22 protein-coding genes are annotated in these 26,924 nt (G+C 70.0%); 9 read left to right on the forward strand and 13 right to left on the reverse strand.

Annotation, left to right across the window (positions count from 1 at the left end):
* Positions 1-101: 101 nt before the first annotated feature.
* The 3 genes from ACWD6R_RS16130 to ACWD6R_RS16140 form a co-directional block, all read right to left on the reverse strand.
* Positions 102-2,531, reverse strand: coding sequence for a sodium-translocating pyrophosphatase (locus ACWD6R_RS16130; protein WP_451819245.1), 2,430 nt, complete (start codon positions 2,529-2,531; stop codon positions 102-104).
* Positions 2,532-2,818: 287 nt separating this feature from the next.
* On the reverse strand, positions 2,819-3,271 hold the full coding sequence (locus ACWD6R_RS16135) for an ATP-binding protein (protein WP_451819246.1): 453 nt from the start codon (positions 3,269-3,271) through the stop codon (positions 2,819-2,821).
* A 399-nt stretch (positions 3,272-3,670) separates the two neighbouring features.
* A complete protein-coding gene (locus ACWD6R_RS16140) occupies positions 3,671-4,024 on the reverse strand; it encodes an STAS domain-containing protein (protein WP_003967428.1) in 354 nt (117 codons plus the stop codon).
* A 78-nt stretch (positions 4,025-4,102) separates the two neighbouring features.
* Here ACWD6R_RS16140 and ACWD6R_RS16145 point away from each other — a divergent pair, with 78 nt between their 5' ends.
* A complete protein-coding gene (locus ACWD6R_RS16145; RefSeq protein ID WP_451819247.1) occupies positions 4,103-6,628 on the forward strand; it encodes a DEAD/DEAH box helicase in 2,526 nt (841 codons plus the stop codon).
* Here ACWD6R_RS16145 and ACWD6R_RS16150 read toward each other — a convergent pair.
* From ACWD6R_RS16150 to ssd, 7 genes are read right to left on the reverse strand one after another with little or no spacing between them, the layout of a single operon-like run.
* Positions 6,522-6,989, reverse strand: a complete 468-nt coding sequence (locus ACWD6R_RS16150) for an Rv3654c family TadE-like protein (RefSeq protein WP_451819279.1) — start codon at positions 6,987-6,989, stop codon at positions 6,522-6,524. The two genes, ACWD6R_RS16145 and ACWD6R_RS16150, sit on opposite strands and share 107 nt — an antisense overlap.
* 50 nt (positions 6,990-7,039) lie before the next feature.
* Positions 7,040-7,369, reverse strand: a complete 330-nt coding sequence (locus ACWD6R_RS16155) for a TadE family type IV pilus minor pilin (RefSeq protein WP_451819248.1) — start codon at positions 7,367-7,369, stop codon at positions 7,040-7,042.
* Positions 7,370-7,427: 58 nt separating this feature from the next.
* Positions 7,428-7,637, reverse strand: coding sequence for a DUF4244 domain-containing protein (locus ACWD6R_RS16160; protein WP_451819249.1), 210 nt, complete (start codon positions 7,635-7,637; stop codon positions 7,428-7,430).
* A gap of 55 nt (positions 7,638-7,692) precedes the next feature.
* Complete coding sequence (locus ACWD6R_RS16165) at positions 7,693-8,496, reverse strand: type II secretion system F family protein (protein ID WP_451819250.1); 804 nt, start codon at positions 8,494-8,496, stop codon at positions 7,693-7,695.
* Positions 8,493-9,374, reverse strand: coding sequence for a type II secretion system F family protein (locus ACWD6R_RS16170; RefSeq protein WP_451819251.1), 882 nt, complete (start codon positions 9,372-9,374; stop codon positions 8,493-8,495). Before ACWD6R_RS16170 ends, ACWD6R_RS16165 begins: the two co-directional genes overlap by 4 nt.
* Complete coding sequence (locus ACWD6R_RS16175) at positions 9,371-10,519, reverse strand: TadA family conjugal transfer-associated ATPase (RefSeq protein WP_451819252.1); 1,149 nt, start codon at positions 10,517-10,519, stop codon at positions 9,371-9,373. Before ACWD6R_RS16175 ends, ACWD6R_RS16170 begins: the two co-directional genes overlap by 4 nt.
* Positions 10,516-11,655, reverse strand: a complete 1,140-nt coding sequence (gene ssd, locus ACWD6R_RS16180) for a septum site-determining protein Ssd (RefSeq protein ID WP_451819253.1) — start codon at positions 11,653-11,655, stop codon at positions 10,516-10,518. The genes ACWD6R_RS16175 and ssd overlap by 4 nt, the downstream gene beginning before the upstream one ends.
* 501 nt (positions 11,656-12,156) lie before the next feature.
* Between ssd and ACWD6R_RS16185 the strand changes: the two genes are divergently transcribed.
* Positions 12,157-12,996, forward strand: coding sequence for an HAD family hydrolase (locus ACWD6R_RS16185; RefSeq protein ID WP_451819254.1), 840 nt, complete (start codon positions 12,157-12,159; stop codon positions 12,994-12,996).
* A 560-nt stretch (positions 12,997-13,556) separates the two neighbouring features.
* Here the strand turns inward: ACWD6R_RS16185 and ACWD6R_RS16190 are convergent.
* The gene (locus tag ACWD6R_RS16190; protein WP_451819255.1) at positions 13,557-14,378 is read right to left on the reverse strand and encodes an oxidoreductase; all 822 of its coding nucleotides are present in this window, start codon (positions 14,376-14,378) and stop codon (positions 13,557-13,559) included.
* Between the two features lie 102 nt (positions 14,379-14,480).
* Between ACWD6R_RS16190 and ACWD6R_RS16195 the strand changes: the two genes are divergently transcribed.
* Positions 14,481-15,476, forward strand: coding sequence for an ATP-binding protein (locus ACWD6R_RS16195; protein WP_451819256.1), 996 nt, complete (start codon positions 14,481-14,483; stop codon positions 15,474-15,476).
* A 57-nt stretch (positions 15,477-15,533) separates the two neighbouring features.
* Here the strand turns inward: ACWD6R_RS16195 and ACWD6R_RS16200 are convergent, their stop codons facing one another.
* Positions 15,534-16,847: a hypothetical protein gene (locus ACWD6R_RS16200; protein ID WP_451819257.1), complete on the reverse strand. Its 1,314-nt coding sequence runs from the start codon at positions 16,845-16,847 to the stop codon at positions 15,534-15,536.
* 287 nt (positions 16,848-17,134) lie between these two features.
* On the opposite strand from ACWD6R_RS16200, the gene ACWD6R_RS16205 reads away from it, so the two are divergent.
* The 6 genes from ACWD6R_RS16205 to ACWD6R_RS16230 all read left to right on the forward strand — a co-directional run bounded on the left by ACWD6R_RS16205 (position 17,135) and on the right by ACWD6R_RS16230 (position 25,602).
* A complete protein-coding gene (locus tag ACWD6R_RS16205) occupies positions 17,135-19,762 on the forward strand; it encodes a bifunctional SulP family inorganic anion transporter/carbonic anhydrase (protein WP_451819258.1) in 2,628 nt (875 codons plus the stop codon).
* A gap of 255 nt (positions 19,763-20,017) precedes the next feature.
* Entirely contained in the window at positions 20,018-21,976 is a 1,959-nt protein-coding gene (gene acs / locus ACWD6R_RS16210; RefSeq protein WP_451819259.1) for an acetate--CoA ligase, read from the forward strand.
* Between the two features lie 252 nt (positions 21,977-22,228).
* Positions 22,229-23,635: a Na+/H+ antiporter NhaA gene (gene nhaA / locus ACWD6R_RS16215; protein WP_451819260.1), complete on the forward strand. Its 1,407-nt coding sequence runs from the start codon at positions 22,229-22,231 to the stop codon at positions 23,633-23,635.
* A gap of 47 nt (positions 23,636-23,682) precedes the next feature.
* Positions 23,683-24,222 carry a phage holin family protein gene (locus ACWD6R_RS16220; protein ID WP_451819261.1) on the forward strand — a complete coding sequence of 180 codons (540 nt, stop codon included), beginning with the start codon at positions 23,683-23,685 and terminating at the stop codon, positions 24,220-24,222.
* Positions 24,219-25,235, forward strand: a complete 1,017-nt coding sequence (locus ACWD6R_RS16225) for an alpha/beta fold hydrolase (RefSeq protein ID WP_451819262.1) — start codon at positions 24,219-24,221, stop codon at positions 25,233-25,235. Before ACWD6R_RS16220 ends, ACWD6R_RS16225 begins: the two co-directional genes overlap by 4 nt.
* 163 nt (positions 25,236-25,398) lie before the next feature.
* A complete protein-coding gene (locus ACWD6R_RS16230; protein WP_451819263.1) occupies positions 25,399-25,602 on the forward strand; it encodes a hypothetical protein in 204 nt (67 codons plus the stop codon).
* A 54-nt stretch (positions 25,603-25,656) separates the two neighbouring features.
* On the opposite strand, the gene ACWD6R_RS16235 is transcribed toward ACWD6R_RS16230, so the two are convergent.
* Complete coding sequence (locus ACWD6R_RS16235) at positions 25,657-26,862, reverse strand: MarP family serine protease (protein ID WP_451819264.1); 1,206 nt, start codon at positions 26,860-26,862, stop codon at positions 25,657-25,659.
* Positions 26,863-26,924: the final 62 nt, after the last annotated feature.

Consider the following 26,924-nt stretch of genomic DNA (forward strand, 5'->3'; position numbering starts at 1 on the left):
CCACCCGTTCTTTGACCAGGTCATGCCCTTGCTTGATCAGGTGCTGCCCCGGGGTGTTCGGGTACAGCCCGAGAGCTGTCGCTCTCTTCCCTGTACCCGCCTCATGAAACGGCAGCCGGGTCGGTCGACTTGGCAGTCGCGCCGCCGTCGTCGGAGTCGTCCTCGTCGCCCACGGCAATCCCGCGACGCTTGGAGACATAGACCGCGCCGACGATGACGGCGAGGGCGAGCACCGCCACCACCGCCCGCACGCCCGCGCTCGCGTCCGCCCCGTAGCTGAACTGCACCACCGCCGGCGCGATGAGCAGCGCCACCAGGTTCATCACCTTGAGCAGCGGGTTGATCGCCGGTCCCGCCGTGTCCTTGAACGGATCGCCGACCGTGTCGCCGATCACGGTCGCGGCGTGGGCCTCGCTGCCCTTGCCGCCGTGATGACCGTCCTCGACGAGCTTCTTGGCGTTGTCCCACGCGCCTCCGGAGTTGGCGAGGAAGACCGCCATCAGCGTCCCGGTGCCGATCGCGCCCGCGAGGTACGAACCGAGCGCCCCGACACCGAGGGTGAAGCCCACCGCGATCGGCGCCAGCACCGCGAGCAGCCCGGGCGTGGCGAGCTCACGCAACGCGTCCTTGGTGCAGATGTCGACGACGCGCCCGTACTCCGGCTTCTCGGTGTAGTCCATGATCCCGGGGTGCTCGCGGAACTGCCGCCGCACCTCGTAGACCACGGACCCGGCGGACCGGGACACCGCGTTGATGGCCAGGCCGGAGAAGAGGAAGACGACCGCGGCCCCGAGGATCAGCCCCACCAGGTTGTTGGGCTGCGAGATGTCGAGGCTGAGGGTCATTTCCCCGGCCTTGGCACCCACGTCGTCGACCGCCGTGGCGATCGCGTCGCGGTACGAGCCGAAGAGCGCCGACGCCGCCAGCACGGCGGTGGCGATGGCGATGCCCTTGGTGATGGCCTTGGTGGTGTTGCCGACGGCATCCAGGTCGGTGAGGACCTGGGCACCGGCGCCGGTGACGTCGCCGGACATCTCGGCGATGCCCTGCGCGTTGTCGGAGACCGGTCCGAAGGTGTCCATGGCGACGATGACCCCGACGGTGGTGAGCAGCCCGGTTCCGGCGAGGGCCACCGCGAAGAGCGCCAGCATGATCGACGTACCGCCGAGCAGAAACGCCCCGTAGACGCCGAGGCCGATCAGCAGCGCGGTGTAGACGGCGGACTCCAGACCGATGGAGATCCCGGCGAGTACGACGGTGGCCGGGCCGGTCAGGGAGGACTTGCCGATGTCCTGGACGGGACGCCGGCCGGTCTCGGTGAAGTAGCCGGTGAGCTGCTGGATCAGCGCGGCCAGCACGATGCCGATGGCGACGGCGACCAGGGCGAAGACCCGAGGGTCACCGCTGTGCGCGGTGATCGCGCTGTCGGTGACGCCGTCCAGGTCGGCGTACGAGGACGGCAGGTAGACGAAGACGGCCACCCCCACCAGGACGAGCGAGATCACCGCGGAGATGAAGAAGCCGCGGTTGATGGCGGTCATCCCGCTGCGGTCGGCGCGCCGCGGGGCGACCGCGAAGATGCCGATCATCGCGGTGACCACGCCGATCGCCGGCACGATCAGGGGAAAGGCCAGTCCGGCGTCGCCGAAAGCGGCCTTGCCGAGGATGAGCGCGGCGACGAGCGTCACGGCGTACGACTCGAACAGGTCGGCCGCCATGCCCGCGCAGTCACCGACGTTGTCGCCCACGTTGTCGGCAATGGTGGCGGCGTTGCGCGGGTCGTCCTCCGGGATGCCCTGCTCGACCTTGCCCACGAGGTCGGCGCCCACATCGGCGGCCTTGGTGAAGATGCCGCCACCGACCCTCATGAACATGGCGATGAGCGCGGCACCGAGCCCGAAGCCCTCGAGCACCTTGGGCGCGTCGGCGGCATAGACGAGAACCACGCACGAGGCGCCGAGCAGCCCGAGCCCCACCGTGATCATGCCGACCACGCCGCCCGTGCGGAAAGCAATCTTCATCGCCCGGTGCGATACGTCGGTGAGATCTTTTTCCGGTTCGCCTTCCGCCGGAGTCGCCTCACGCGCGGCGGCGGCCACCCGCACATTGCTGCGGACGGCGAGACGCATGCCGATGTATCCGGTGGTCGCCGAGAAAAGCGCACCCACCAGGAAGAACAGCGACCGGCCGGCGCGCTGCGACCACGTGTCGGCCGGAAGCAGCAGAAGCAGGAAGAAGACCACGACGGCAAAGACGCCGACAGTGCGCAGCTGCCGGGCCAGATAGGCGTTCGCGCCTTCCTGGACGGCTGCCGCGATCTCCTTCATGCGGTCGGTGCCCTCGCCGGCCGCCAGCACCTGGCGGGCCAGCAGCCGGGCGACGATCAGTGCGGCGACGGCGACGATCGCGATGACGATCACGATGACGCGGTTGTCATCGGTGAGTACCGCGGCCGCGAGAGAGGTGGGTCGGTCGGAAAGTGCGGAAACTTCGGGCAGTTCTGCCAGTGGTGTGTTGATGAAGCCCGCCATACGTCCTCCTTGACGCTCAGCGCTCAAGACGTGGACGGATTGTAGGGAGCAGAACCTGATCAAAACAGTCCGCGGTAAATGTAAATCGACTTTACCCGCCGATCGGTAAATGATCGCGCCCTCGGATTGATCCGAATGCAGTAATGGGGCAGAAGCATTGTCCGTAGATCGCTGATCAAGCAGGAATGAAAAAAGGCCCTGCTCGGCAGGGCCTCGGAGAGTGGATAAGGAGTTACGGATCGGGGCGGCGCCGCGACGGGCCGGCCCGTTGTGACGCCTCCGGCGCCTCAGGGATGCAGTGTTGCGGGCGTCTTCGGCCAGCTCATGCGGATGACTCCGCCGTCGGTTCCCGATCTGACTTCCACATCGTCGACGAGGCCGCTGATGACCGCGAGACCCATCTCGTCCTCACTGTCGGCGTCGGTCTCGGTATCCGGTTGGCCGGGCCCCGCTCCGGGCGCCTCGGCGGCTCCGGTCTCCCCACCGGGGCCAGGCACCTCGTCACCGACCTCGACGGAGAAGGTCTTCTCCTCCTCGGTCAGGACGACCTTGACCGGAGCGGTGATGCCGTGGTTGCGGTGCAGCCCTACGGCGCGGCTGCAGGCCTCACCGACGGCGAGTCGGACCTCGTCGAGCACTGCCTCGTCGACCCCGGCGCGGCGCGCCACGGCGGCCGCCACAAGGCGGGCCGTCCTGACGTGTTCGGGCTGGGCGCTGAAGCGGAGTTCAACAGTGGCCATGCGATCCCCCTCAGACGTACGGGCGTGCATCTCAGGGGCCGGGCGCACTGCCCGGTACCCCCGACTCTCTCTTCCTCCGGAAGCCGGCAGAGCCACCGGCCCCCGACAGCCGACGTGCGACCGTCGGCAGCCGGCCCACCGGCTGCCGACGGATACCCCGTCGACGCCCGGAAGCCGTCCGTACCGATGGCCGACAGCCCGCTGCCGGGCGTGTCACAGCCGACGGCCCGGCCCGGCTGCCGGAATGCCGATGACCCGGCACCACGACTTCCACCGAACCAGCCGCCCGCCGAACGGGCCGCGGTCCGACCCGGCTGTGCACCGGACCGGCCGACTGACTGCCGGACCGGCCGACTGCCGGACCGACCTCCGGCCGATCCGGAAGCAGGCGGTCAGCCGTCAGTCGGTGGCCGCGACAGCCTCGTCGACCGTGGTGTGGATCGGGAACACCTTGGTCAGACCAGTAATCCGGAAGATCTTGAGAATGCGCTCCTGGTTGCAGACCAGGCGCAGTGAGCCCTCATGGGCCCGGACACGCTTCAGGCCGCCCACGAGCACGCCGAGGCCGGTGGAGTCGAGGAAGTCGACACCTTCCATGTCGACAACCAGGTGGTAGCTGCCGTCATTCACCAACTCGACCAACTGCTCGCGCAGCTTGGGCGCGGTATACACATCAATCTCGCCACCGACCTCGACGACCGTACGGTCGCCACCAGGGCCGGACACATTGCGAGTCGACAAGGACAGGTCCACGGATCCTCCAGCACCTTGCTATCGAGCGGTCGCCCCTCGGTCTCCCCGACGGAGCCAGGGGACGGATCGCCAGCCGCGATGGCATTCAATCACTTACCAGCAGCCATGCACGACGCCTTGGGACCATTGTCCGTCACGGCGGTGACACACTCGATGCCGATGGCCAAGAATCACCGCCCCAGTCGACCACCCGAGAGCAGGGACTCCCGCCCCTCTCCCGCCATGGTCCTCGACCGGCTCGCCGCAGCGGCGGGCCGGTCCGCGCGCATCACTCATACGGAGCACTTGCCCCCGCGAACGGGTACCCATGCCATCTGGCCCGATCGCATCCGGCCGGAAGTGATCGCCGCTGTCCAGAAGGCCGGTATCGACCACCCGTGGGCACACCAGGCGGCCGCCGCGGAGCACGCCCTGGACGGCGAATCCGTCGTGATCGCCACCGGAACCGCCTCCGGCAAGTCGCTCGCCTATCTGGCCCCGGTCCTCAGCGCCCTGCTCGACGGCTCGGAGGCCCCCAACGGCCGTGGCGCGACCGCCCTGTACCTGGCCCCCACCAAGGCGCTCGCCGCCGATCAGCGGCGTTCGGTCAAGGACCTCGCGGCGCCGCTCGGCAACGCGGTCAGGCCCGCGGTCTACGACGGCGACACTCCGGTCGAGGAACGCGAATGGGTACGTCAGTACGCCAACTACGTCCTGACCAACCCCGACATGCTGCACCGCGGGATCCTCCCGTCCCATCCGCGCTGGTCCTCCTTCCTGCGCGCCCTGCGCTATGTCGTCATCGACGAGTGCCACACCTATCGCGGCGTCTTCGGCTCCCATGTCGCCCAGGTGGTGCGCCGGCTCCGCCGCCTGTGCGCCCGATACGGAGCCGATCCGGTCTTCCTGCTCGCCTCGGCGACCGCCGCGCAGCCCTCGGTCGCCGCGGGCCGCCTCACCGGCCTCCCGGTCATAGAGGTCGCCGACGACGCCTCGCCCCGCGGCGAGATGGTCTTCGCCCTGTGGGAGCCACCGCTGACCGAGCTGCACGGCGAGAAGGGCGCCCCCGTACGCCGTACGGCCACCGCCGAGACCGCCGACCTCCTCACCGACCTGACCGTCCAGGGCGTCCGCTCGGTCGCCTTCGTGCGCTCCCGGCGCGGCGCCGAGCTCATCTCCGTCATCGCCAAGGAACGCCTCGCCGAGGTGGACCGCTCGCTGCCCGCCCGGGTCGCCGCCTACCGCGGGGGCTACCTCCCCGAGGAACGCCGCGCCCTCGAGCGCGCCCTTCACTCCGGCCGGCTGCTCGGTCTGGCCGCCACCACCGCCCTCGAACTCGGTATCGATGTCTCGGGCCTGGATGCCGTCGTCATCGCCGGATACCCCGGCACCAGGGCGTCGCTGTGGCAGCAGGCGGGCCGCGCCGGGCGCTCCGGCCAGGGCGCCCTGGCCATCCTGGTGGCCCGCGACGACCCGCTGGACACCTTCCTCGTCCACCACCCCGAGGCTCTGTTCCAGCAGCCCGTGGAGTCGACCGTTCTGGACCCGGACAACCCGTACGTCCTTGCCCCCCATCTGTGCGCGGCCGCCGCGGAGCTTCCGCTCACCGAGAGCGACCTGAAGCTGTTCGGGCCGGCCGTGGCCGAGCTGCTGCCGCAGCTGGAGGCCGCGAAACTGCTGCGCAAGCGGGCGTCGGGCTGGCACTGGACCCGGCGCGAGCGGGCCGCCGATCTCACCGACATCCGTGGCGAGGGCGGCCGCCCAGTCCAGATCGTCGAGGAGGGAACCGGTCGGCTGCTGGGCACCGTCGACGAGTCGGCCGCACACACCGCCGTCCACGAAGGGGCCGTCCATCTCCACCAGGGCCTCACCTATCTGGTCCGGAAACTGGATCTCGAGGACTCGGTGGCGCTGGTCGAGGAGGCCAGTCCGCCGTACTCGACGACAGCCCGCGACACCACCTCCATCACCGTCCTGGAGACCGACACAGAGATCCCCTGGGGTGACGGAAGGCTCTGCTACGGCTCCGTGGAGGTCACCAACCAGGTCGTCTCCTTCCTGCGTCGCAAACTGATCACCGGCGAGGTCCTCGGCGAGACCAAGCTCGATCTGCCGCCCCGCACGCTGCGCACCCGCGCGGTGTGGTGGACGGTCACCCAGGACCAGCTGGACGCCGCCCGCATCAACCCGGAGATCCTCGGTGGCGCCCTGCATGCCGCCGAACACGCGTCGATCGGGATGCTGCCCCTCTTCGCCACCTGCGACCGCTGGGACATCGGCGGCGTGTCCGTACCCCTCCATCCGGACACCCTGCTGCCGACGGTCTTCGTGTACGACGGTCATCCGGGCGGCGCCGGATTCGCCGAGCGGGCCTTCCACACCGCCCGCAGCTGGCTCACCGCCACCCGCCAGGCCATCGCGTCCTGCGAGTGCGAAGCGGGCTGCCCGTCGTGCATCCAGTCCCCCAAGTGCGGCAACGGAAACGACCCGCTGCACAAGCGGGGGGCTGTACGCCTCCTCACCGAACTTCTCCGCTCCGCCCCGGCGGACCCGGCGCAGGCGGGGGAGCCGCCGAGCCCGGAATCGGACCGGGATCGCCCGTCGGAGGGCCCGCCCGGGACCTGACCTCGGGTGCGTACGGCCCGAACCGCACCCGGGCCGTCACATCGGCGATCTCCCCCTGCACGGCGCACCGGACCACCGCCGCACCCTGCGCCTCGGCCACCTCCGCGGCCGCCCTGCACGCCACCTCGGCCCCGCGCAGGGCCCGGTCGGCCGCTGCCAGGGCCGCCAGGTCCGCCGCCCCGCCGGCCCGGTGCCGAGCGACCACCACCTGGCCGAGCGCAAGCACGGCCGCGAACACCGCACACAGCGCTGCCGTGGTCACCGCCACCCACACTGTCGCCACCCCCCGATCACGCCCCTCCCCACACCCGCGCGAACCCGCCACCCGCAACGCCCGTCGAACCCGCCACACCCACCGCATCCGTCGCACCCGTCGCTTCTGTCGCAGGGGCGGCGCCGCAATCGCCTCCGTCACGGCTCCGCCCCCAGCGTGTCCTCGGCCATCGCCGCCGCGTCCGCTCTCAGCGTCAGGGCCAGCGCACCCGGTCCGGGCGTCGGCGCAGCCACCCGTACCCGCCACAACTCCCCGGCCCGTTCCACCTCCACACGCGCCCGGTCGGGTGCCACCGAACGGGTGGCAGCCAGCACCTGCGCCTCGGGTTCGGACCGGGCCGCCGCCCTCGCCCCGGCCCTTGCCGCATCCACACACCGGATCTGCGCGGCGGCGGCCATCAGCGCCCAGAGGAGAGCCAGAGCGAACAACACCAGCACCGGGATCACCATGGCCGCCTCCGCCGTCACCGCGCCCCGGTCACCTCCTCCCCTTTCGCGGTCCCCGGCTCCGCTCCCCGAACGCCTCTCAGACCTTGGCATCGAGGGCGTCCGTGAGAATCGACTGCAGTGCCGCCATGACCGCCGGACTGGTGACCACCTTGTAGAGCACCGCCGCCAGCGCACAGGCGGCGATTGTCCCCACCGCGTACTCGGACGTCGTCATCCCGCGGTCCGTCCGGACTCGGCGCGCCACACCCCGCGCCCAGCCCCTGATGCGCTTGATTTGCCATGCCATGTCAACCCCCAGAAGTGTTCTTTTTGCCGATTGGTCACTCATTCGATGCTTTTGTTCATCGGGCTTGCAGAAGCCCGTTCGCCAGGCCGATGACCACCGGCGCCACACCGACCGCCAGAAAGGCGGGCAGAAAGCAGAGCCCCACCGGAGCTGTGATCAGCACGCCGGCCCGCTGGGCGCGCGCCACGGCCTCGCTCGACCGTTCCGCCCGCATCGCCTCGGCCAGCCGGGCGACCGGTTCCGCCGCCGGAGCCCCGGTCGAACCCGCCCGGTCCAGACAGCGGGCCAGCGCGCCGGCGCCCGATATCTCGCCGAACCTCCCCCAGGACACGGCAGGTTCGCCGCCCAGCCGGATCTCCGCCGCTGTCCGTGCCAGCCGTTCGCCGACCGGACCGCCCAGCGACTCCCCGACCGCCTCGGCCGCTTCCCTCGGGCCGGCTCCGGCGGAGATGCACGCCGCCAACAGGTCGGCCGCCAACGGGAGCCGGCGTTCGGTCTCCACAGCTTCCGCATCGGACGCGGCGGGTCTGCGCCGATGCCGTGTCTGCTGCCATCGCCACGTGCTGTACGCCGCCACCAGTCCGACCGCGCACCCCCACGAACCACCGACGAGAAACCAGCCCGTCACCACGGCGCCCAGCAGCACGGCCCAGTTCTTCAACCGGGCCCCGGACACCGACCGCTTGCGCCGCCGCCTACCGGCGTCGACCGCCAGCAGCACCGCGCCCCGGCGGCGCACCACCCGATGCCGCCTCCGCCCGGCCAGGCAGACAGCCAGGTAGGCGACCGCGCCCAGGGCGACCGCCACCGGAACCGGCCCGCGGACGATGTGCCCCACCACGCCGGCCCCTTCGCTCATGGCCGCTCCCCCGCCCGTACGATCCGGCCGGCCCAGCAGAGACCGGCCGTCTCCAGCAGCCCGCCCGTCAACAGGCAGACCAACCCGGCCGGACTGTGCAGGAGCACCCCCAACGGGTCGGCCCCCAGCGCCGCCCCCAGCCCCAGACCGAGCACCGGCAGCAGCGCCAGCACGGCCACCGTCGACCAGGCCCCCGCCAGCTGGGCCCGCAACTCCTCCCGCCGACGCCGCTCGGCCCGCAACGCGCCCTCCAGGCGGTCCAGACCGGCTGCCAGCCCCGCCCCACCGTCGACCGCCACCCTCCAGCAGGCCGCCACCCCGGCGAGCCCCTCCAGCCCGGGTTCGCGCGCCGCCTGCCCGAGGGCCCCCGGCACATCGCCGCCGAACCGCGCCGCGGCCGACACCGCGGCCTCCGCCGCACCCATCGCTCCCGTGCCACGCACCGCCACCAGCAGTGCCTGCCCCGGCTCGTGCCCGGCCCGCAGCTCGCCCACCACCGCACCGCACAGTGCCACCACGGCATCCGCTCTCCGCTCCCGCTCATGCCGCCCGGCCCGCTTACGAAGCCATCGCCGCACCAGTGGTACCGCCAGCGCCCCCGCGGCCACCGGCAGCACGGACTCGCCCAGCACAGCGAGAAGCAACGCCACCGGAAGACACAGCCACTCCCGCCGCTCCCGGAACATCCCCGCGCACCACAGCCGGACCCGGTCCCGGCCGATCCGCGGCACCGGCTCCAGCACCGAACCGACGAACAACACCCGCGCCCGCCGCGTTCCTTGGCCCCGCCCCACCACCAGCCAGGCCGCGGCCCCCGCACACACAGCCGACGCATACGTCGCGTACTCCGGCACCCCCACCGCCGTGCCACCGGTCACAGCGCACCCCCGATCAGCGACCGCAGCCGCTCCCAGCCCCGCTCGTGGACGAAGCCGTCGGCGCCCCACCGCAGCGCCGGGACGGTCACCACCAGCCCGGCCGCATCCCGCTCCAGCACATGCACCTCGGCGATCCGGCGCACCCCGGCCCGGTCCCGTACGAGATGGACCACCACCGACAGCGCCGCCGCCAGCTGACTGTGCAGCGCCACCCGGTCAAGACCGGCTGCCGTCCCCAACGCCTCCAGCCGCGCCGGGACATGCTCGGCAGCGTTGGCGTGAACCGTCCCGCAGCCACCCTCATGGCCGGTGTTCAGCGCAGCAAGCAGTTCGGTGACCTCGGCGCCCCGCACCTCCCCGACCACCAGGCGGTCGGGCCGCATCCGAAGCGCCTGCCGCACCAGGTCCCGCAGAGTCACCCGTCCAGCACCCTCCTGGTTGGCAGGGCGTGACTCCAGCCGCACCACATGCGGATGGTCCGGCCGCAGCTCCGCCGAGTCCTCGGCGAGCACGATCCGCTCCCGCTCCCCGACGGCACCCAGCAAACTCGACAGCAACGTGGTCTTCCCCGCCCCCGTCCCGCCACTGATCAGGTACGAGACCCGGGCCTCGACCAGCGCCCGCAGCACCCGGTCGCCACCCGGCGGTACGGTGCCCGCCGCGACCAACTCCGCCAGCGAGAAGGCCCGGGGGCGCACCACCCGCAGCGACAGACAGGTGGAACCCACGGCCACCGGCGGCAGGACCGCATGCATCCGGGTCCCGTCCGGAAGCCGCGCGTCCACCCAGGGCCGGGCATCGTCCAGCCGCCGTCCTGCCACTGCCGCGAGCCGCTGTGCCAGCCTGCGCACCGCCGGAGCGTCACGGAAGGTCACCCCGGTGAGTTCGAGCCCCCTGCCCCGGTCCACCCACACCCGGTCCGGTGCGGAGACCAGCACATCCGTCACCGCCGGATCGGCGAGCAGCGGTTCCAGCACTCCCGCACCGACCAGTTCGCCGCGCAACTCCTCTGCCGCACCGAGCACTTCGGCATCGCCGAGAAGCCTTCCCTGGGCGCGCAGCGCGGCCGCCACCCCGGCCGGGGTCGGTGCGGCGCCGCTCTGCGCAAGCCGCTGCCGCACGGCGTCGAGGAGCCCGTCGGTCATGACGCACCTTCCCCACCGGGGCCCCCGCCGAGGCCCCCGCCGGCTCCACCGGCAAGCGCCCGCTCCCAGAACGCCGTACAGAATCTGGCGAGCGGTCCGCGGGCACTGGAGCCGGGCGGCGCTCCGTCGTCCTGAGCCGCCAGCAAACCTGATTCCAGCGGGAGTTCACCGGCGAGCGGCAAGTCGAGCGCCTGCGCCACCCAGCGCTCGTCCAGCCCAGCCGCATAGGGGCCGCGTGCCACCACCCGCAGGTCGCCCAGGACCATCCCGGCCGTCGACGCCACGCGTTTTGCCGCCGCGACCGCCCGCAGTTCACCGGGGACCACGAGCAGCCCGAGGTCCAGCTGCGCAAGCGCCTTCGCCACCGACTCGTCGACCCGGCGCGGCAGATCGACGACCACCACCCCGCCGAGCCTGCGGGCGGCCGCCAGCACCGCCTCCATGGCCTGCGGCGGGATGACCACCCAGTCGTCACGCCCCCAGCTGAGCACCCGCAGCCCGTGCAGTGCGGGCAGCGACTCCTCCAGGGCGCCACCGCCGACCCGCCCTTTGGAATGGGCGAAATCCGGCCACCTCATTCCCTCGGCCCGCTCGCCGCCAAGCAGCACATCGATGCCACCGCCCAGCGGATCGCCGTCGATCAGCATCGTCCGCCGCCCGGCCCTGGCCGCCGTCACAGCGAGAGCACAAGCCAGCGTGGACGCGCCGGCGCCGCCCCGCCCGCCGATCACCCCGACGGTGAGAGCGGGCCGCCCCACCCCCTCTGCCGCATTGGCGATCTGATCGACGAGCCAGCTCTCCGCATCGGGCAGCCGCAGCACATATTCGGCCCCGATCTCGACGGCCTGCCGCCAGACATCCGGTGCGTCCTGGTCGTGCCCGACGAGCATCACGCCCTGTCTGCGCAGCGCTCCGCGGCACCGCGGAGCCGCGTCGTCGCCCACCAGGACCATCGGAGCCTGCTCCCAGCCGCCCCTGCCCTCGGGCAGCGTGTGGTGCACCTCAGGCTCCGCGCCAGCGGCCGCGCACAGCCGCAGCAGATCGTCGAGCAGTTCCACGTCCTCGGTCACGATCAATGGTCCGCCCCGGCGTTCTCCGACGACCGACAGACGATCCCGTGCGATGGAGTCAGCCACGATCTCCGCCCCTTCTCACTGCACCTTCACCGCGGTTTCGCAGCGATCTCGGAGCGTTCCGAGACCGGCGATATCCGGAACCCGCGGACTTCGCGGGTGGAATCACCGTGCAGCGCTTCGGAAAATCGTGTGGATCTTGCTCTGAAACTGTGGACAACTCCACCGTTGTGAATATCTCGGTCACCCAAACCGACGACTTCCGGAGAGCAGCACTTCCGTTACACACTGTGACGACACGGAGTCGTGCGGGAGGCCCGAAAAGACAGGCCGTCGCAGCCGAGAAGGAGACAGAATGCTTGATTCCGAGCGGCAGAAACGCGTCCGGACATGCGACGACCCCCGCCGGGGGGGAGAGCGGGGGTCGTCCCCACGGCCGACTCGGGGGGGGAGGAGTCGGACCGGGTTAGCACGGTCGCGAACGATCCGTGACTTCCATGGTGTACCCGAGAGCCTTCTCAGGCAAACCCGCACACCAGAGTTTACGCCGAATGGTGTCCCCCTATGCTCTGCCTTGTGGAAAACCACTCCTTGCCGCGCACAGCAGCCTTCTTCGACCTGGACAAGACGGTCATTGCGAAGTCATCGACTCTGACCTTCAGCAAGTCCTTCTACCAAGGCGGACTGATCAACCGCCGTGCCGTACTGCGCACCGCGTACGCACAGTTCGTGTTCCTCGCCGGGGGCGCCGATCACGACCAGATGGAGCGGATGCGCGAATATCTCTCCGCGCTCTGCAAGGGCTGGAACGTCCAGCAGGTGAAGGAAATCGTCGCCGAGACCCTGCACGATCTGATCGACCCGATCATCTACGACGAGGCGGCGACCCTCATCGAGGAACATCACACCGCCGGACGCGACGTGGTCATCGTCTCCACCTCGGGCGCCGAGGTCGTCGAGCCGATCGGCGAGCTGCTGGGCGCCGACCGGGTCGTCGCCACCCGGATGGTCGTCGGCGACGACGGCTGTTTCACCGGCGAGGTGGAGTACTACGCGTACGGGCCGACGAAGGCCGAGGCGGTCAAGGCGCTCGCCGTGTCCGAGGGATACGACCTCTCGCGGTGCTACGCCTACAGCGATTCCGCGACCGATGTACCGATGCTGGAGTCCGTGGGCCACCCCCACGCGGTCAATCCGGACCGCGCGCTGCGGCGTGAGGCGACGCTCCGGGAATGGCCGATTCTCGTCTTCGACCGCCCGGTCCGACTCAAGCAGCGGCTGCCCGCCTTCTCGATGCCGGCGCGCCCGGCACTCGTCGCCGCGGCGGCGGTGGGCGCGGCGGCCGTCACAGCGGGGCTGGTCTGGTACACCTCGCGCCGGCGCACGGCCACAGCATCCGGCTGACCTCCCGCATCCGGCCGGGACCGGCATCCGACCCGGACCTGCACCCGAACCCGGCCCGCACCCGAACATGCCCTCGGCCGCCGTTCCGGGACGTGGGCCAGGGCGCCACCCACTCGCATCCGGCGCCCTCCGGCGACGTCCGGATCCCACCCCCAACCGCCCGCCCGACTCGTCCGTATTTGAACGCAAAAGTAAAGAAGTACGGCCAGCACTACCGCTTGCCCTGGCTCTGGAGTACAAAGGACTCAACGGCCCGCGAGACCAAGGACATCCGAAAGGATTTACCTGACAACGCAGAGAAGGCCCCACGGACCGAGCATGAATACCCAGCACCCACGCGACGTCGACCCGTCGATTACGGGCCAGCCGCACCAGGGAACGGGCTGAGTTCCCGACCTGATGGGCAATTTTCGAGGACGCATGGTAACTGGGTGGACGTGCCAGCGGCGGTACCGAGGACGGTACCGCCGCAACCCTTTTATCGGGCAGTGAAAGTGACGAAGCGCAACAGGGTTGACGGACCAGCCAGTTGAGGCGCGCGCCGGCAGCCTCGTGGACCGTTACGCGGCTCCGCGCTGAAGCGCTTCGCAGACCGCCGTCGATTCCCTGACCCCCAGCTCCACCGCGCGCCCGCAGTGTGCGATCCAGACGGACATCCCGTCCGGCGTTCCCGACCGATACCCCTCGAACGCTGCGACGTACGCCGCCCTGCCCTGCTCGGCGTAACCGACCTCGGCGGGGCAGATCGCTTTCGGGTCGAGCCCGCTCCCGATCAGGACGATCCGCTCGGCGGTCCGCGCGACAAGGCCGTTGTACGAGCCGAAGGGACGCAGCGCCAGCAGTTCGCCGTGCACGACCGCGGCCGTCACCAGCGCGGGCGCCGCGCTTCCCGAAAGGATCAAGCCGGAGAGCCCCTCCAGCCGGCCGGCGACCTCGTCGGCATCGGGCAGCGGCGCTTCGATGAGCGGCTCGTCAACCGGTTCACCGGCCAGCCGCGGGCGGCCGACCGCGTCGTCGGGCGCGGCCCCGCCTGCCGCCACGAGGTGCAGCCGGGCGAGGACCCGCAGCGGCGACTGCCGCCAGATGGAGAGCAGTTGGCCCGCCTCCGCGGTCAGCCGCAGGGCGGCGCCGATCACCTGCGACTCCTCGTCGCTGAAGTCGGTGCGTCGGCGCACCTCCTCCAGGTTCCAGTCGGCGCCGGAGAGCGCGGCGGAGCCGCGGGCGCCGCGGAGCGCCGCCTCCGCGGTGATCTCGTTGCTGCGGCGTCGCATGACGCGGTGGCCGTAGACCCGGTCGACGGCCTTGCGTACGGAGTCCACCGCATCGGTGACACCCGGCAGGGCGCCCAGGGCGGCGAGCGGATCTGAGGCAGTCGTACTCATAAGTAGCGAGGCTACGCGCCCCCTACGCCCTTACCACCCCGGAGTGGCCTTCTTCACGAAGTGTGGCTGCGCAGCGCAGTTGCACCGCTACCCTAGGTGAACATGAAGATCGCTTTCGTGGGGAAGGGCGGCAGCGGCAAGACCACGCTGTCCTCGCTCTTCATCCGCCACCTTGCCGCCAATGAAGCCCATGTCGTCGCAGTGGACGCCGACATCAACCAGCACCTCGGGGCCGCGCTCGGCCTCGACGAGGAGGAGGCTGCGGCGCTGCCCGCCATGGGTGCGCACCTGCCCCTGATCAAGGAGTATCTGCGGGGAAGCAACCCCCGCATCGCCTCGGTGGAGACAATGATCAAGACGACTCCGCCCGGCGAGGGCTCGCGGCTGCTGCGGGTCCGCGAGGACAACCCGGTCTACGACGTGTGCGCCCGCACGGTCGGGCTCGACGACGGGGACATCCGGCTGATGGCCACCGGACCGTTCACCGAGTCGGATCTCGGGGTGGCGTGCTACCACTCCAAGGTCGGCGCGGTCGAGCTATGCCTCAACCACCTTGTCGACGGCCCCGACGACTATGTGGTCGTCGACATGACCGCGGGTTCGGATTCGTTCGCGTCCGGCATGTTCACCCGCTTCGACATGACGTTCCTGATCGCCGAGCCGACCCGTAAGGGCGTCTCCGTCTACCGCCAGTACAAGGAGTACGCACGGGACTTCGGGGTCGCCCTGAAGGTCGTGGGCAACAAGGTGCAGGGCCAGGACGACCTGGACTTCCTGCGGGCCGAAGTCGGCGACGACCTGCTGGTCACGGTCGGCCACTCCGACTGGGTCCGGGCGATGGAGAAGGGACGTCCGGCCCGCTTCGAGCTTCTGGAGGCGGACAACCGGATGGCCCTGCAGGCTCTGCAGAACGCCGCGGAGGACTCGTACGAGCAGCGCGACTGGGAGCGCTACACGCGGCAGATGGTGCACTTCCACTTGAAGAACGCGGAGAGCTGGGGCAACGAGAAGACGGGCGCCGACCTGGCCGCCCAGGTCGACCCCGCCTTCGTGCTCGACGAGCGGAGCGCACAGGCAGCCGCCGTACAGCCCGCGTGAGCCGGTCGCCCGAAGCCCCGTCCACCGACGACCCGGCGGGCGGCGGATCGACCGGCGTCAGTGCTCCGCCGGCTTCGTGCCGGCTTTACCGGGAGCCTTGACGGTTCCCGGAGTCCCGGCCGTTCCGGAGGCCTGGGCGGCGAGATGGGCCGCCCAGCCCTCCTTCGGCGCCTGGCCGACGTCGAGCGTGCGGAGTTTCGCCAGCGTCGCCGGGTCCTGGGCGTCCAGCCAGTCGGCGAGCTGTCTGAAGGACACACAGCGCACGCCCTCCTTGGCGCAGACCGTCTTGATGGTCTCCTCGACGGCGCGCATGTACGTGCCACCGTTCCAGGACTCGAAGTGGTTGCCGATGATCAGCGGGGCCCGGTTTCCCTCGTACGCGCGGTCGAAGGCCTGGATCAGGCCGTCGCGCATCTGGTCGCCCCAGTACTCGTACTGGTCCGGGTCGCCCTGCATGGCCGTCCCGGACTGGTTGAACATGAAGTTGTAGTCCATCGACAGAGTCTCGAACCCCCGCCCCGGCACCGGCACGAGTTGCAGGGAGAGGTCCCAGACGCCGTCCTTCTTTTTCGGCCAGACCTGCTTGTCGGCGCCGCTGGAGTCGTAGCGGAAGCCCATCGACCGCGCTGCGGCCACCATGTTCTTCCGCCCCTCCAGGCAGGGGGTGCGGCCGCCGACCAGCTCCGTGTCGTAGTCGAAGGGCAGCGGCTTCTCGTCCGCGAGGTCCGGGACGTTCGTCCTCCATTTCTTCACGAAGGCCTTGGCCTGGCTGATCTCGCGCTTCCACTCGGCGACCGACCAGGTGCCGACGCCGCCGTCCGGGCCGCAGAAGTGGCCGTTGAAGTGGGTGCCGATCTCGTCGCCGTCCTGCCAGGCGCCCCGGATCTGGGTGATGGTGTCCCGGATCCCCTTGATGTCGTTGAAGCCGATGTCGGAGCTGCCCGCATTGTGCTTGGGCGGGTCGTAGAGCTCCCGCTTCTCCTCCGGCAGCATGTACACGCTGCTGAGGAAGTACGTCATGTTCGCGTGGTACTTCTTGCCGACCTCGCGAAAGCGGGAGAACAGCTCCTGGCTGCCCCCACCCACGCCGTCCCAGGAGAACACCACGAACTGCGGGGGCTTCTGACCCGGCCTCAGGAGCATTGGTACGGGCTGCTTCGGCTGGCTGCCGGTGAAGGAGGTGGAGCCGTCGCCGATGAGCCGGAAGGTCTTCTCGGGGGCGTTCCCCTTGGGCCCGGCAGCCCCCTTCTCGGCCCCTGGACCCGCAGCCCCGAAAGCCGAACCGGGGCCCGAGCCGGAACAGCCGGCGGCTCCCGCAACGAGCGCGACGGTCATGACCCCCAGGGCAACCCTCTTCGTGGCGGCCATCATCCGCCCACCCTCTTCCTTTTCGGGCAATTTGCGTGGAATGCGCCGACACGGCGCGGCCACGCTCGCACGCGGCCCTGAGCGAATCGGTACGACAGGCCGTACGAAAAGCTGCTTATTCACGTGAATGGGTGATCGAATGGACCATTTGCTCTCAATCGTAGACACGGCTCTTTACTCTCCATTACGATCTATTTACTGAGAGTTGAGAAATCCCGCCGCTGCACGCCGTGACCCACGGCCGCGTCCCCCACGTTCCGCGACCGCGCTGCCCCGGAGGAGACGGGAACATGTCTGCCTGCGTCCCCACTCGTCATGACCACACGTCCCGCAGCTGGCGCCAGTCCAACGGCCCGGGAATCAAGCGACCTCACAGCCCGCCACCGCCGCGCCGCGGCGGACGATTCCGTATCGCGGGCGCCGACCTGTCCGCATCGATCACTGTCTTTCTCATTGCCGTCCCCATGTCGCTCGGCCTCGCCGTGGCCATGGACGCCCCGCTGGAGGCCGGACTCGTCTCCGCGGCCGTCGGCGGCATCGTCGCCGGACTGCTCGGTGGCACCCCCCTTCAGGTCAGTGGCCCGTCCGCCGGACTGACTGTGGTCACAGCCGAGTTGATCCAGATCTACGGCTGGCGCACCACCTGCGCGATCATCATCGGCGCCGGGCTGCTGCAGATCCTGCTGGGCGCGGTGCGTGCGGCGCGCAGCGCTCTCGCCGTCAGTCCCGCCATCGTGCACGGCACCCTGGCCGGTATCGGCGTGGCCATCGCACTGGCCCAGCTGCATATCGCGCTCGGCGGCTCGCCCCAGAGCTCAGCCGTCGACAATGCCCTCGCGCTGCCCGCCCAGTTGGACCGGATCAGCCCGGCCGCCCCTTTCATCGGCGGGCTGACCATCGCCATCCTGATGGCCTGGCCACGGCTCCCCGGGCCGATCGGGCGGGCGGTACGGAGGATTCCGGCGGCCCTCGCCTCGGTGGCGATCGCAACAGCGGTGGCGGCGGTGGCGGCTCCCGGGATCGCCCGGGTGGATCTGCCCTCCTGGCGGTCGCACGCCCTGCCCGAACTGCCGCAGGGCCCCGTACTGGCCCTCGCCACCGCCGTGTTCACCGTGACGCTGGTGGCCAGCCTCGAATCACTGCTCGCAGCGGTCGCGGTGGACAAGCTGACCACCGACCGCGCCGGACGGCAGAGCGCCGAGCCTCCCGCCCCGGCAGCCCCGACCGCCCCGCCGGTCAGGCGCTCCGACCTCGACCGCGAATTGCGCGGCCAGGGCATCTCCAATGTGCTGTCCGGCCTGCTGGGCGGGCTGCCGGTGTCAGGGGGCGCGGTGCGGAGTTCGGCGAATGTACGGGCCGGGGCCACCGGCCGCGCCTCCACCGTTCTGCACGGCGTCTGGGTCCTGCTCGCAGCCGGATTGCTGGTCACGGCGCTGGAGTGGATCCCGCTGGCCGCGCTCGCCGCGCTGGTGATGATGGTCGGCATCCAGATGGTGAGCTTCGCCCATATCCGCAATGTTCATAAGCACCGCGAATTCCCGGTCTACGGGGCGACGATCACCGGTGTGGTGCTCTTCGGTGTGCTGAAGGGCGTGGTGATCGGCATCGCGGTGGCCGTCGTCATCGCCCTGCACCGGCTGGCCCGGACACGGATCACAGTGACGAATCAGGGCAAACAGCATCTCGTGGTCGTGCGCGGGCAGTTGACGTTCCTCGCGGTACCACGGCTCAGCCGAACGCTCGGCCGGCTTCCCCAAGGCGGTGATGCCGTCGTCGAGTTGGACGGCTTCTTCATGGACCATGCGGCATACGAGACGATCCAGGACTGGAGCAACGCTCAGACCGCCCAGGGCGGCCGGGTCGTCTTCACCGGAAGATCCGGTGGCCGGATCGCCGAGCCTGCCTCGGCGGCGCACTCCTGTTGCCGCCCCTGGACGCCGTGGCGCAATCACCACTGCCCCGACCGGCCCGAGCCGGCAAGCGTCCACCACGACCGCGGCACGCGAGCCGACGCCGGCGGCGGTGAGCATCACGCCACCGCCATCCGCCCCAGCCCCAGCCCCGGAACAACCGACACCACGGCGGCCGACACCATGACCGACGTCACGAGCAACGCAATTCCCACCACAAGCGCCGCGGCCCCGGCCGCCGAACCTCTTCCCGGTACTCCGTCATCCCCCACACCCGCCGCCGCTCCCCGTCGGACCGGCGCGCAGCGGCTGGTCAGTGGTCTGAGTTCGTTCCAGCGCAATACGGCTCCGCTGGTGCGCGAGGAGCTGGCCCGGCTGGCCCGGGAGGGGCAGCGCCCCTCCCAGCTCTTCATCACCTGCGCGGACTCCCGGCTGGTCACCAGCATGATCACGGCCAGTGGTCCGGGCGACCTGTTCACCGTGCGAAACGTCGGCAATCTGGTGCCCCCACCGGGCACGGAAGCCAGCGACGACTCGGTGGGCGCCGCGATCGAGTACGCGGTGGAGGTGCTGCAGGTGGAATCCATCACCGTCTGCGGCCACTCCGGCTGCGGCGCGATGCAGGCACTGCTGGGCGCCAAGCCGGACAACCCGCAGACATCCCTGTGGCGGTGGCTGCGGCACGGTCTGCCGAGCCTGGAGCGGATGACGTCCCGGCATCGCGCCTGGGCGCGGATCTCCGGCCGGCTGCCCGCCGACGCCGTGGAGCAGCTCTGCCTCACCAACGTGGTCCAGCAGTTGGACCATCTGCGCGCCCACGAATCGGTGGCACGGCGACTCGCCGAGGGCACGCTGCAGCTCCACGGGATGTACTTCCATGTCGGTGAGGCGCAGGCATACCTCCTGACCGAGGGCGCGAGCGCCGGTACATGTATCGACGAGGTCTTCGACCACGTGGGCCCCGGCGATCCTTCCGGTTCCGGCGAGTTGGAACGTACCAGCGCCTGAACCGCACGCACTTCGGGTCCGTGAGACCTTGTGGTCCCGCTTCCCCATTGCACTGTGCTGCACCGCATCGCAGGTGGGGGAGCGGGACCGTGCCCCATACACGAAAACACAGGTCTAAACCAATTCCTGGCAGACACTTGTCACCCGGCCCCTGGACTGATGAGCTATGCCCCGGGACACAACGGACACCCTGGGAATGGGAGATGTCGTGAGCAACGAAAGCCTGGCCAATCTGTTCAAGGAGGAGACGGGAGTATGAGCGAACCTTCCTCCCTCTCAAACCTGCTCAAGGAGGAGCGGCGGTTCGCACCGCCTGCCGATCTGGCCGCGAACGCCAACGTCACAGCGGAGGCGTACGAGCAGGCCGGGGCGGACTGGCTGGGCTTCTGGGCCGCCCAGGCCCGGCGCCTGACCTGGGCCACGGAGCCGACCGAGACGCTCGACTGGAGCAACCCGCCCTTCGCGAAGTGGTTCGCCGACGGCAAGTTGAACGTCGCGTACAACTGCGTGGACCGCCACGTCGAGGCGGGCAACGGCGACCGGGTCGCCATCCACTTCGAGGGCGAGCCCGGCGACAGCCGCGCGATCACCTATGCGGAACTGAAGGACGAGGTCTCCCGCGCCGCCAACGCCCTCACCGAGCTCGGTGTCGGCAAGGGCGACCGGGTCGCCGTCTACCTGCCGATGATCCCCGAGGCCGCCGTCGCGATGCTGGCCTGCGCACGCATCGGTGCCGCGCACTCGGTGGTCTTCGGCGGCTTCTCCGCCGACGCCATCGCCGCCCGCATCCAGGACGCGGACGCCAAGGTCGTCATCACCGCCGACGGCGGCTACCGCCGTGGCAAGCCGTCGGCGCTGAAGCCTGCGGTCGACGACGCCGTATCCCGTATCGACAGCGTCGAGCATGTCCTCGTGGTGCGGCGCACCGGCCAGGACACCGCGTGGACCGAGGGCCGCGACGTCTGGTGGCACCAGATCACCGGCCGCCAGTCCGCCGAGCACACCCCCGAGGCCTTCGAGGCGGAGCAGCCGCTCTTCATCCTCTACACCTCGGGTACGACGGGTAAGCCGAAGGGCATCCTGCACACCTCCGGCGGCTACCTCACGCAGGCCGCGTACACCCACAACGCGGTCTTCGACCTCAAGCCGGAGACCGATGTCTACTGGTGCACGGCCGACATCGGCTGGGTGACCGGGCACTCGTACATCGTGTACGGACCGCTGGCCAACGGCGCGACGCAGGTCATGTACGAGGGCACGCCCGACACCCCCCACCAGGGGCGTTTCTGGGAGATCGTGCAGAAGTACGGCGTCACGATCCTCTACACCGCGCCGACCGCGATCCGTACGTTCATGAAGTGGGGAGACGACATCCCCGCCAAGTTCGACCTGTCCTCGCTGCGGGTCCTCGGTTCGGTCGGTGAGCCGATCAACCCCGAGGCATGGATGTGGTACCGCAAGCACATCGGCGCCGACAGGTGCCCGATCGTGGACACCTGGTGGCAGACCGAGACCGGCGCGATGATGATCTCGCCGCTTCCCGGTGTCACGGACACCAAGCCCGGTTCGGCGCAGCGCGCCCTGCCCGGCATCTCCGCCACCGTCGTCGACGACGAGGCCCACGAGGTGGAGAACGGCGGGGGCGGCTACCTCGTCCTCACCGAGCCATGGCCGTCGATGCTCCGCACCATCTGGGGCGACGACCAGCGCTTCATCGACACGTACTGGTCGCGCTTCGAGGGCAAGTACTTCGCGGGCGACGGCGCCAAGAAGGACAAGGACGGCGACATCTGGCTGCTCGGCCGGGTAGACGACGTGATGCTCGTGTCCGGGCACAACATCTCGACGACCGAGGTCGAGTCGGCACTCGTGTCGCACCCGGCGGTCGCCGAGGCGGCCGTGGTCGGCGCGGCCGACGAGACGACCGGTCAGGCCATCGTCGCGTTCGTGATCCTGCGTGGTACGGCGTCCGCCTCCGACGAGCTCGTCGCGGACCTGCGCAATCACGTCGGTGCCACGCTCGGCCCCATCGCCAAGCCGAAGCGGATCCTGCCGGTGGCCGAGCTGCCGAAGACCCGCTCCGGCAAGATCATGCGGCGTCTGCTGCGTGACGTCGCCGAGAACCGCGAGCTGGGCGACGTCACCACGCTCACCGACTCCTCGGTGATGGACCTCATCCAGACGCAGCTGCCGACGTCGTCGTCCGAGGACTGACAGAGGCACAGGCAGAAGGCCGGGGCGTCGGCCGACGTACGTGTACGAACCCGAGGGGCATCCGGCAACGCGCCGGGTGCCCCTCGGGCATTTAAGGTGAAGATCACTGGATACGCCCCCGCACACCCCCGGGTACAGTGGCAGCAACGTCAACAACACATCAAGAAATCTCCACAGGGTGTGCCGGGAAGTCTGGTCGGCAAGTGCATCAGCTATGCCATCGCTGCCATACCGACCCGGAGGTCTCCACTCGTGGCCGCGCCCACTTCCACACCCCCGCCGTCCCGCCGCACCTTCCTGGGGCGCCTCTCCCTCCCCGAGCGGAACTACCTCGCGGACGCCCTGCGCACCGAGACCGTCGGCGGAGTCATCCTGCTGGTCGCCGCCATCGCGGCGCTGGTCTGGGCGAACACCTTCGGCTCAAGTTACCGGGCCCTCAGCGACTTCCACTTCGGTCCGGGTTCCCTGGGACTGAATCTCTCCGTGCAGCACTGGGCGGCCGACGGGCTGCTCGCGGTCTTCTTCTTCGTCGCGGGCGTCGAGCTCAAGCGCGAACTGGTCGCAGGTGAGCTGCGCGATCCCAAGGCGGCCGCACTGCCGGTCATCGCCGCCGTGTGCGGAATGGCCGTGCCGGCCGTCGTCTACACGCTGGTGACCGTGATCGGCGGCGGTTCGACCGCAGGGTGGGCCGTCCCCATGGCCACCGATATCGCCTTCGCACTCGCTGTGCTCGCGGTCATCGGCACCTCGCTGCCGTCCGCGCTCCGTGCCTTCCTGCTCACGCTCGCCGTCGTCGACGACCTCTTCGCGATCCTGATCATCGCGGTCTTCTTCACCAACGACATCGACCTCGCCGCGCTCGCCGGCGCCTTCGTCGGCCTCGCCGTCTTCTACCTCCTGCTGCGCAAGAACGTGCGCGGCTGGTACGTCTACATCCCGCTCGCGCTGGTCATCTGGGGCCTGATGTACAACAGCGGCATCCACGCCACCATCGCCGGTGTCGCCATGGGGCTGATGCTGCGCTGCACTCGGCGCGAGGGCGAGGAGCACTCCCCCGGCGAGCACATCGAACACCTGATACGCCCGCTGTCGGCCGGTCTCGCCGTGCCGCTGTTCGCGCTGTTCTCGGCCGGGGTGTCGCTCTCCGGCGACGCGGTGGCGAATGTCTTCACGCGGCCCGAGACGCTCGGTGTCGTGCTGGGGCTCGTCGTCGGCAAGACGGTCGGCATCTTCGGCGGTACGTGGCTGACCGCCCGCTTCACCAAGGCGGAGCTGAACAAGGACCTGGCCTGGGCGGACGTCTTCGCGGTCTCCTCACTCGCCGGGATCGGCTTCACCGTCTCACTGCTCATCGGCGAGCTGGCGTTCGAGGGCGACGCGTTCATCACGAACGAGATCAAGGCAGCCGTGCTGCTCGGGTCGCTGATAGCAGCCATGTTCTCCGGTGTGCTGCTCAAACTCCGGGTTCGTACCTACCGGGCGCTGTACGAGGCGGAGGAGCGCGACGAGGACGAGGACGGGGTACCCGACATCTACGAACAGGATGATCCGGCGTACCACCTCCGGATGGCCGCGATCTACGAGAAGAAGGCCGCAGAGCACCGGCGCCTTGCCCAAGTGGCGGGGGTGGCGAGCAGCAAGCCGGACAGTCCGGCATGATCTGACACCAGATGTGTTGAGCAGGAGAGCAGAAGAGGGAGTCAGGGATGAGCGACCCCGGCAACTACGCGGGCAGCGCCGACCGCAGTCTCGGGCAGCTGGTCGCCTCGGCGACGGCCGAGGTGTCCGCGCTGGTGCACGACGAGATCGCCCTGGCCAAGGCCGAGGTGCGGCAGGACGTCAAGCGGGGCGTGACCGGCAGTGTGGCGTTCATCATCGCGGGAGTGCTGATTCTGTTCGCGATCCCCGTGCTGAGCTTCGGAGCCGCCTACTGGATCCACACCACGGGACTTGGCCTCGCCTGGTGCTTCGGGATCGTGGGTCTCGCCTTCATCGTGCTGGGGGTGTTGCTCGCGCTGTTCGCCGTCGCCAAGTTCAAGAAGGTCAAGCCGCCGGAGAAGTCGATCGCGTCGGCCAAGCAGACGGCGGCCGTGCTGCAGGGCGTCAAGCCGCACCCGCGTCCGGCGATCACCGCAAGTGCCGGTCTCCCGGCCGTCACTGCCTCGGGCAGCACGCGGACGGAGAAGGCCGGAGCAAAGTCCGCAGTCAAGGACGAGGCGTCCGCTGTGGCACGCTCGTCCACATGACCGTCCCCGATTCCAGCGCATTCGACCCCACAGGCTCCGGCCCGGGCCGCGGCCCGGCAGGCCCCGGCTCCGGCTCAACAGGCCCTGCCTCCGGCTCCGGCAGTCCCGTACGGATCGACGGTCCCTGGATCCACCGGGATGTGGCGGCCAACGGGGCACGCTTCCACATCGCCGAGCTGGGCGACGGCCCTCTGGTACTGCTGCTGCACGGCTTCCCGCAGTTCTGGTGGACCTGGCGCCATCAGCTGACCGCGCTCGCGGACGCCGGGTTCCGTGCCGTCGCGATGGATCTGCGCGGGGTGGGCGGCAGCGACCGTACGCCGCGGGGGTACGACCCCGCCAACCTGGCCCTCGACGTCACCGGCGTGATCCGGTCACTCGGTGAGCCGGACGCGGCGCTGGTCGGCCATGACATGGGCGGATACCTCGCCTGGACGGCCGCGGTGATGCGGCCCAAGCTGGTGCGTCGGCTGGTGGTCTCCTCGATGCCGCATCCGCGCCGCTGGCGGTCCTCGATGCTCTCCGACTTCGCGCAGTCCCGGGCGGGCTCGTACATCTGGGGATTCCAGCGCCCCTGGGTGCCGGAGCGTCAGCTCGTCGCGGACGACGGGGCCTTGGTGGGCCGGCTGATCCGCGACTGGTCGGGTCCGCGGACGCCCGAGTTCCCCGACGACGCGACGGTGGACGTCTACCGGCGTGCGATGTGCATCCCGTCGACGGCTCACTGCTCGATCGAGCCGTACCGCTGGATGGTGCGCTCCATGGCGCGCCCGGACGGCATCCAGTTCAACCGCCGGATGAAGCGCCCGGTACGGGTGCCGACGCTGCATCTGCACGGTTCGCTCGATCCGGTGGCCCGTACGCGGAGTGCGGCGGGGTCCGGCGAGTACGTCGAAGCGCCGTACCGTTGGCGACTTTTCGATGGTCTGGGGCACTTCCCGCACGAGGAGGATCCGGCCGGATTCTCGACCGAACTCATCAACTGGCTCAAGGATCCCGAGCCCGACCGGTAGCCCCGGGGCGGGCCCTTGGGGTGGCCGGACAGGTAACCGGTCGCGACCAACCGGTGGCCGGAAGAGCACAGTTGTCCGACGAACAGCCAATTGCCTGGCGCATAGGCCAATTGGCTGGCGCCCGCACGATTACCGACCATGAGGCACGGGCAGACGTCGGGGTATGGGCTGGACGCACGACTTCGGTGACACAGCACGCAATCGTCGCTCGACCGCTACGGCGGATCCGAGCATTCATGAGGGGGACGGCCCTCAGGGCCGGGTGCTCGGTGTGCATGACCTGCATGATCCCCAGCTGGGCATTCCGCACATTCTCCGCCGCCGGGCCCGCTGGGTCTCGGCGCGGCTGCGCCATCCCCGCGGATGACGCAGTCCTGACCTGATCACACGGACGGACCCGGGCCGACCCCTGTCCGTTTCCCTACAGCGCGCACGCCTGGCTGTCGACCTGCTGGTTGGCGGTGCGGCCGTGGGCGATGTCCTGGCGGATCTCGTCGGCGGTCAGGGCGTAGCCCGTGTCGGGGTCGTCCAGCGACTTGGCGAAGACGACTCCGTACACCTTGCCGTCGGGGGTCAGCAGCGGTCCGCCGGAGTTGCCCTGGCGGACCGTCGCGAAGAGCGAGTACACATCGCGGCGGACGGTGCCCCGGTGGTAGATGTCCGGGCCCTTGGCGTCGATGCGGCCGCGGACGCGCGCGGAGCGTACGTCGTACGAGCCGTTCTCCGGGAAGCCCGCGACGATGGCGTCGTTCCCCGTCGCGGCGTCGTGGTCCGTACCGGTGAACTTCAGCGGCTTCGCGTCGAGATCCGGGACGTCGAGTACGGCGATGTCACGCTGCCAGTCGAAGAGGACGACTTTCGCGTCGTACAGCCGCCCCTGGCCGCCGATCTGGACGGTCGGCTCGTCGACGCCGCCGACGACATGGGCGTTGGTCATCACCCGGCGGTCGGAGAAGACGAAGCCGGTGCCTTCGAGGACCTTGCCGCAGCCCGGGGCCGTACCGACGACCTTGACGATGGACTGCCTGGCGCGGGCCGCGACGGGGCTGCCGGCCAGGGCCGGATCCGGGGCCTTGACCTCGGTGATCGGCTCGTTGGCGAAGGGGCTGAAGACCTGCGGGAAGCCGTTCTGCGCGAGGACGGAGGAGAAGTCCGTGAACCAGGTGGAGGCCTGGGCGGGCATCACCCGGGAGATCCCGAGCAGCACCGAGGAGTTACGCACCTCCTTGCCCAGCGTCGGCAGCGACGTGCCCGCCAGTGCGGAACCGATCAGCCACGCCACCAGCAGCATCGCGACCACATTGACGAGTGCGCCGCCGGTGGCATCGAGGGCGCGGGCGGGCGACCACGTGATGTACCGCCGGAGTTTGTTGCCGAGGTGGGTGGTGAATGCCTGGCCGACGGAGGCGCACACGATCACGATGATGACCGCGACCACGGCGGCCGTGGAGGAGACCTCGGAGCCGTCCGTCAGCTGGTCCCACAGGACCGGCAGCAGATAGACGGCGACCAGGCCGCCGCCCAGGAAGCCGATGACCGACAGGATGCCGACGACGAAGCCCTGGCGGTAGCCGATCACTGCGAACCACACGGCGCCGGCCAGCAGCAGGATGTCCAGCACGTTCACCGTCTATTGCCTCGCAGATTCGTCACCGGACCCGTTCGTTCGGCTGGACCGGGCAGGCCCGA

The organism is Streptomyces sp. NPDC005151 (assembly GCF_053599875.1).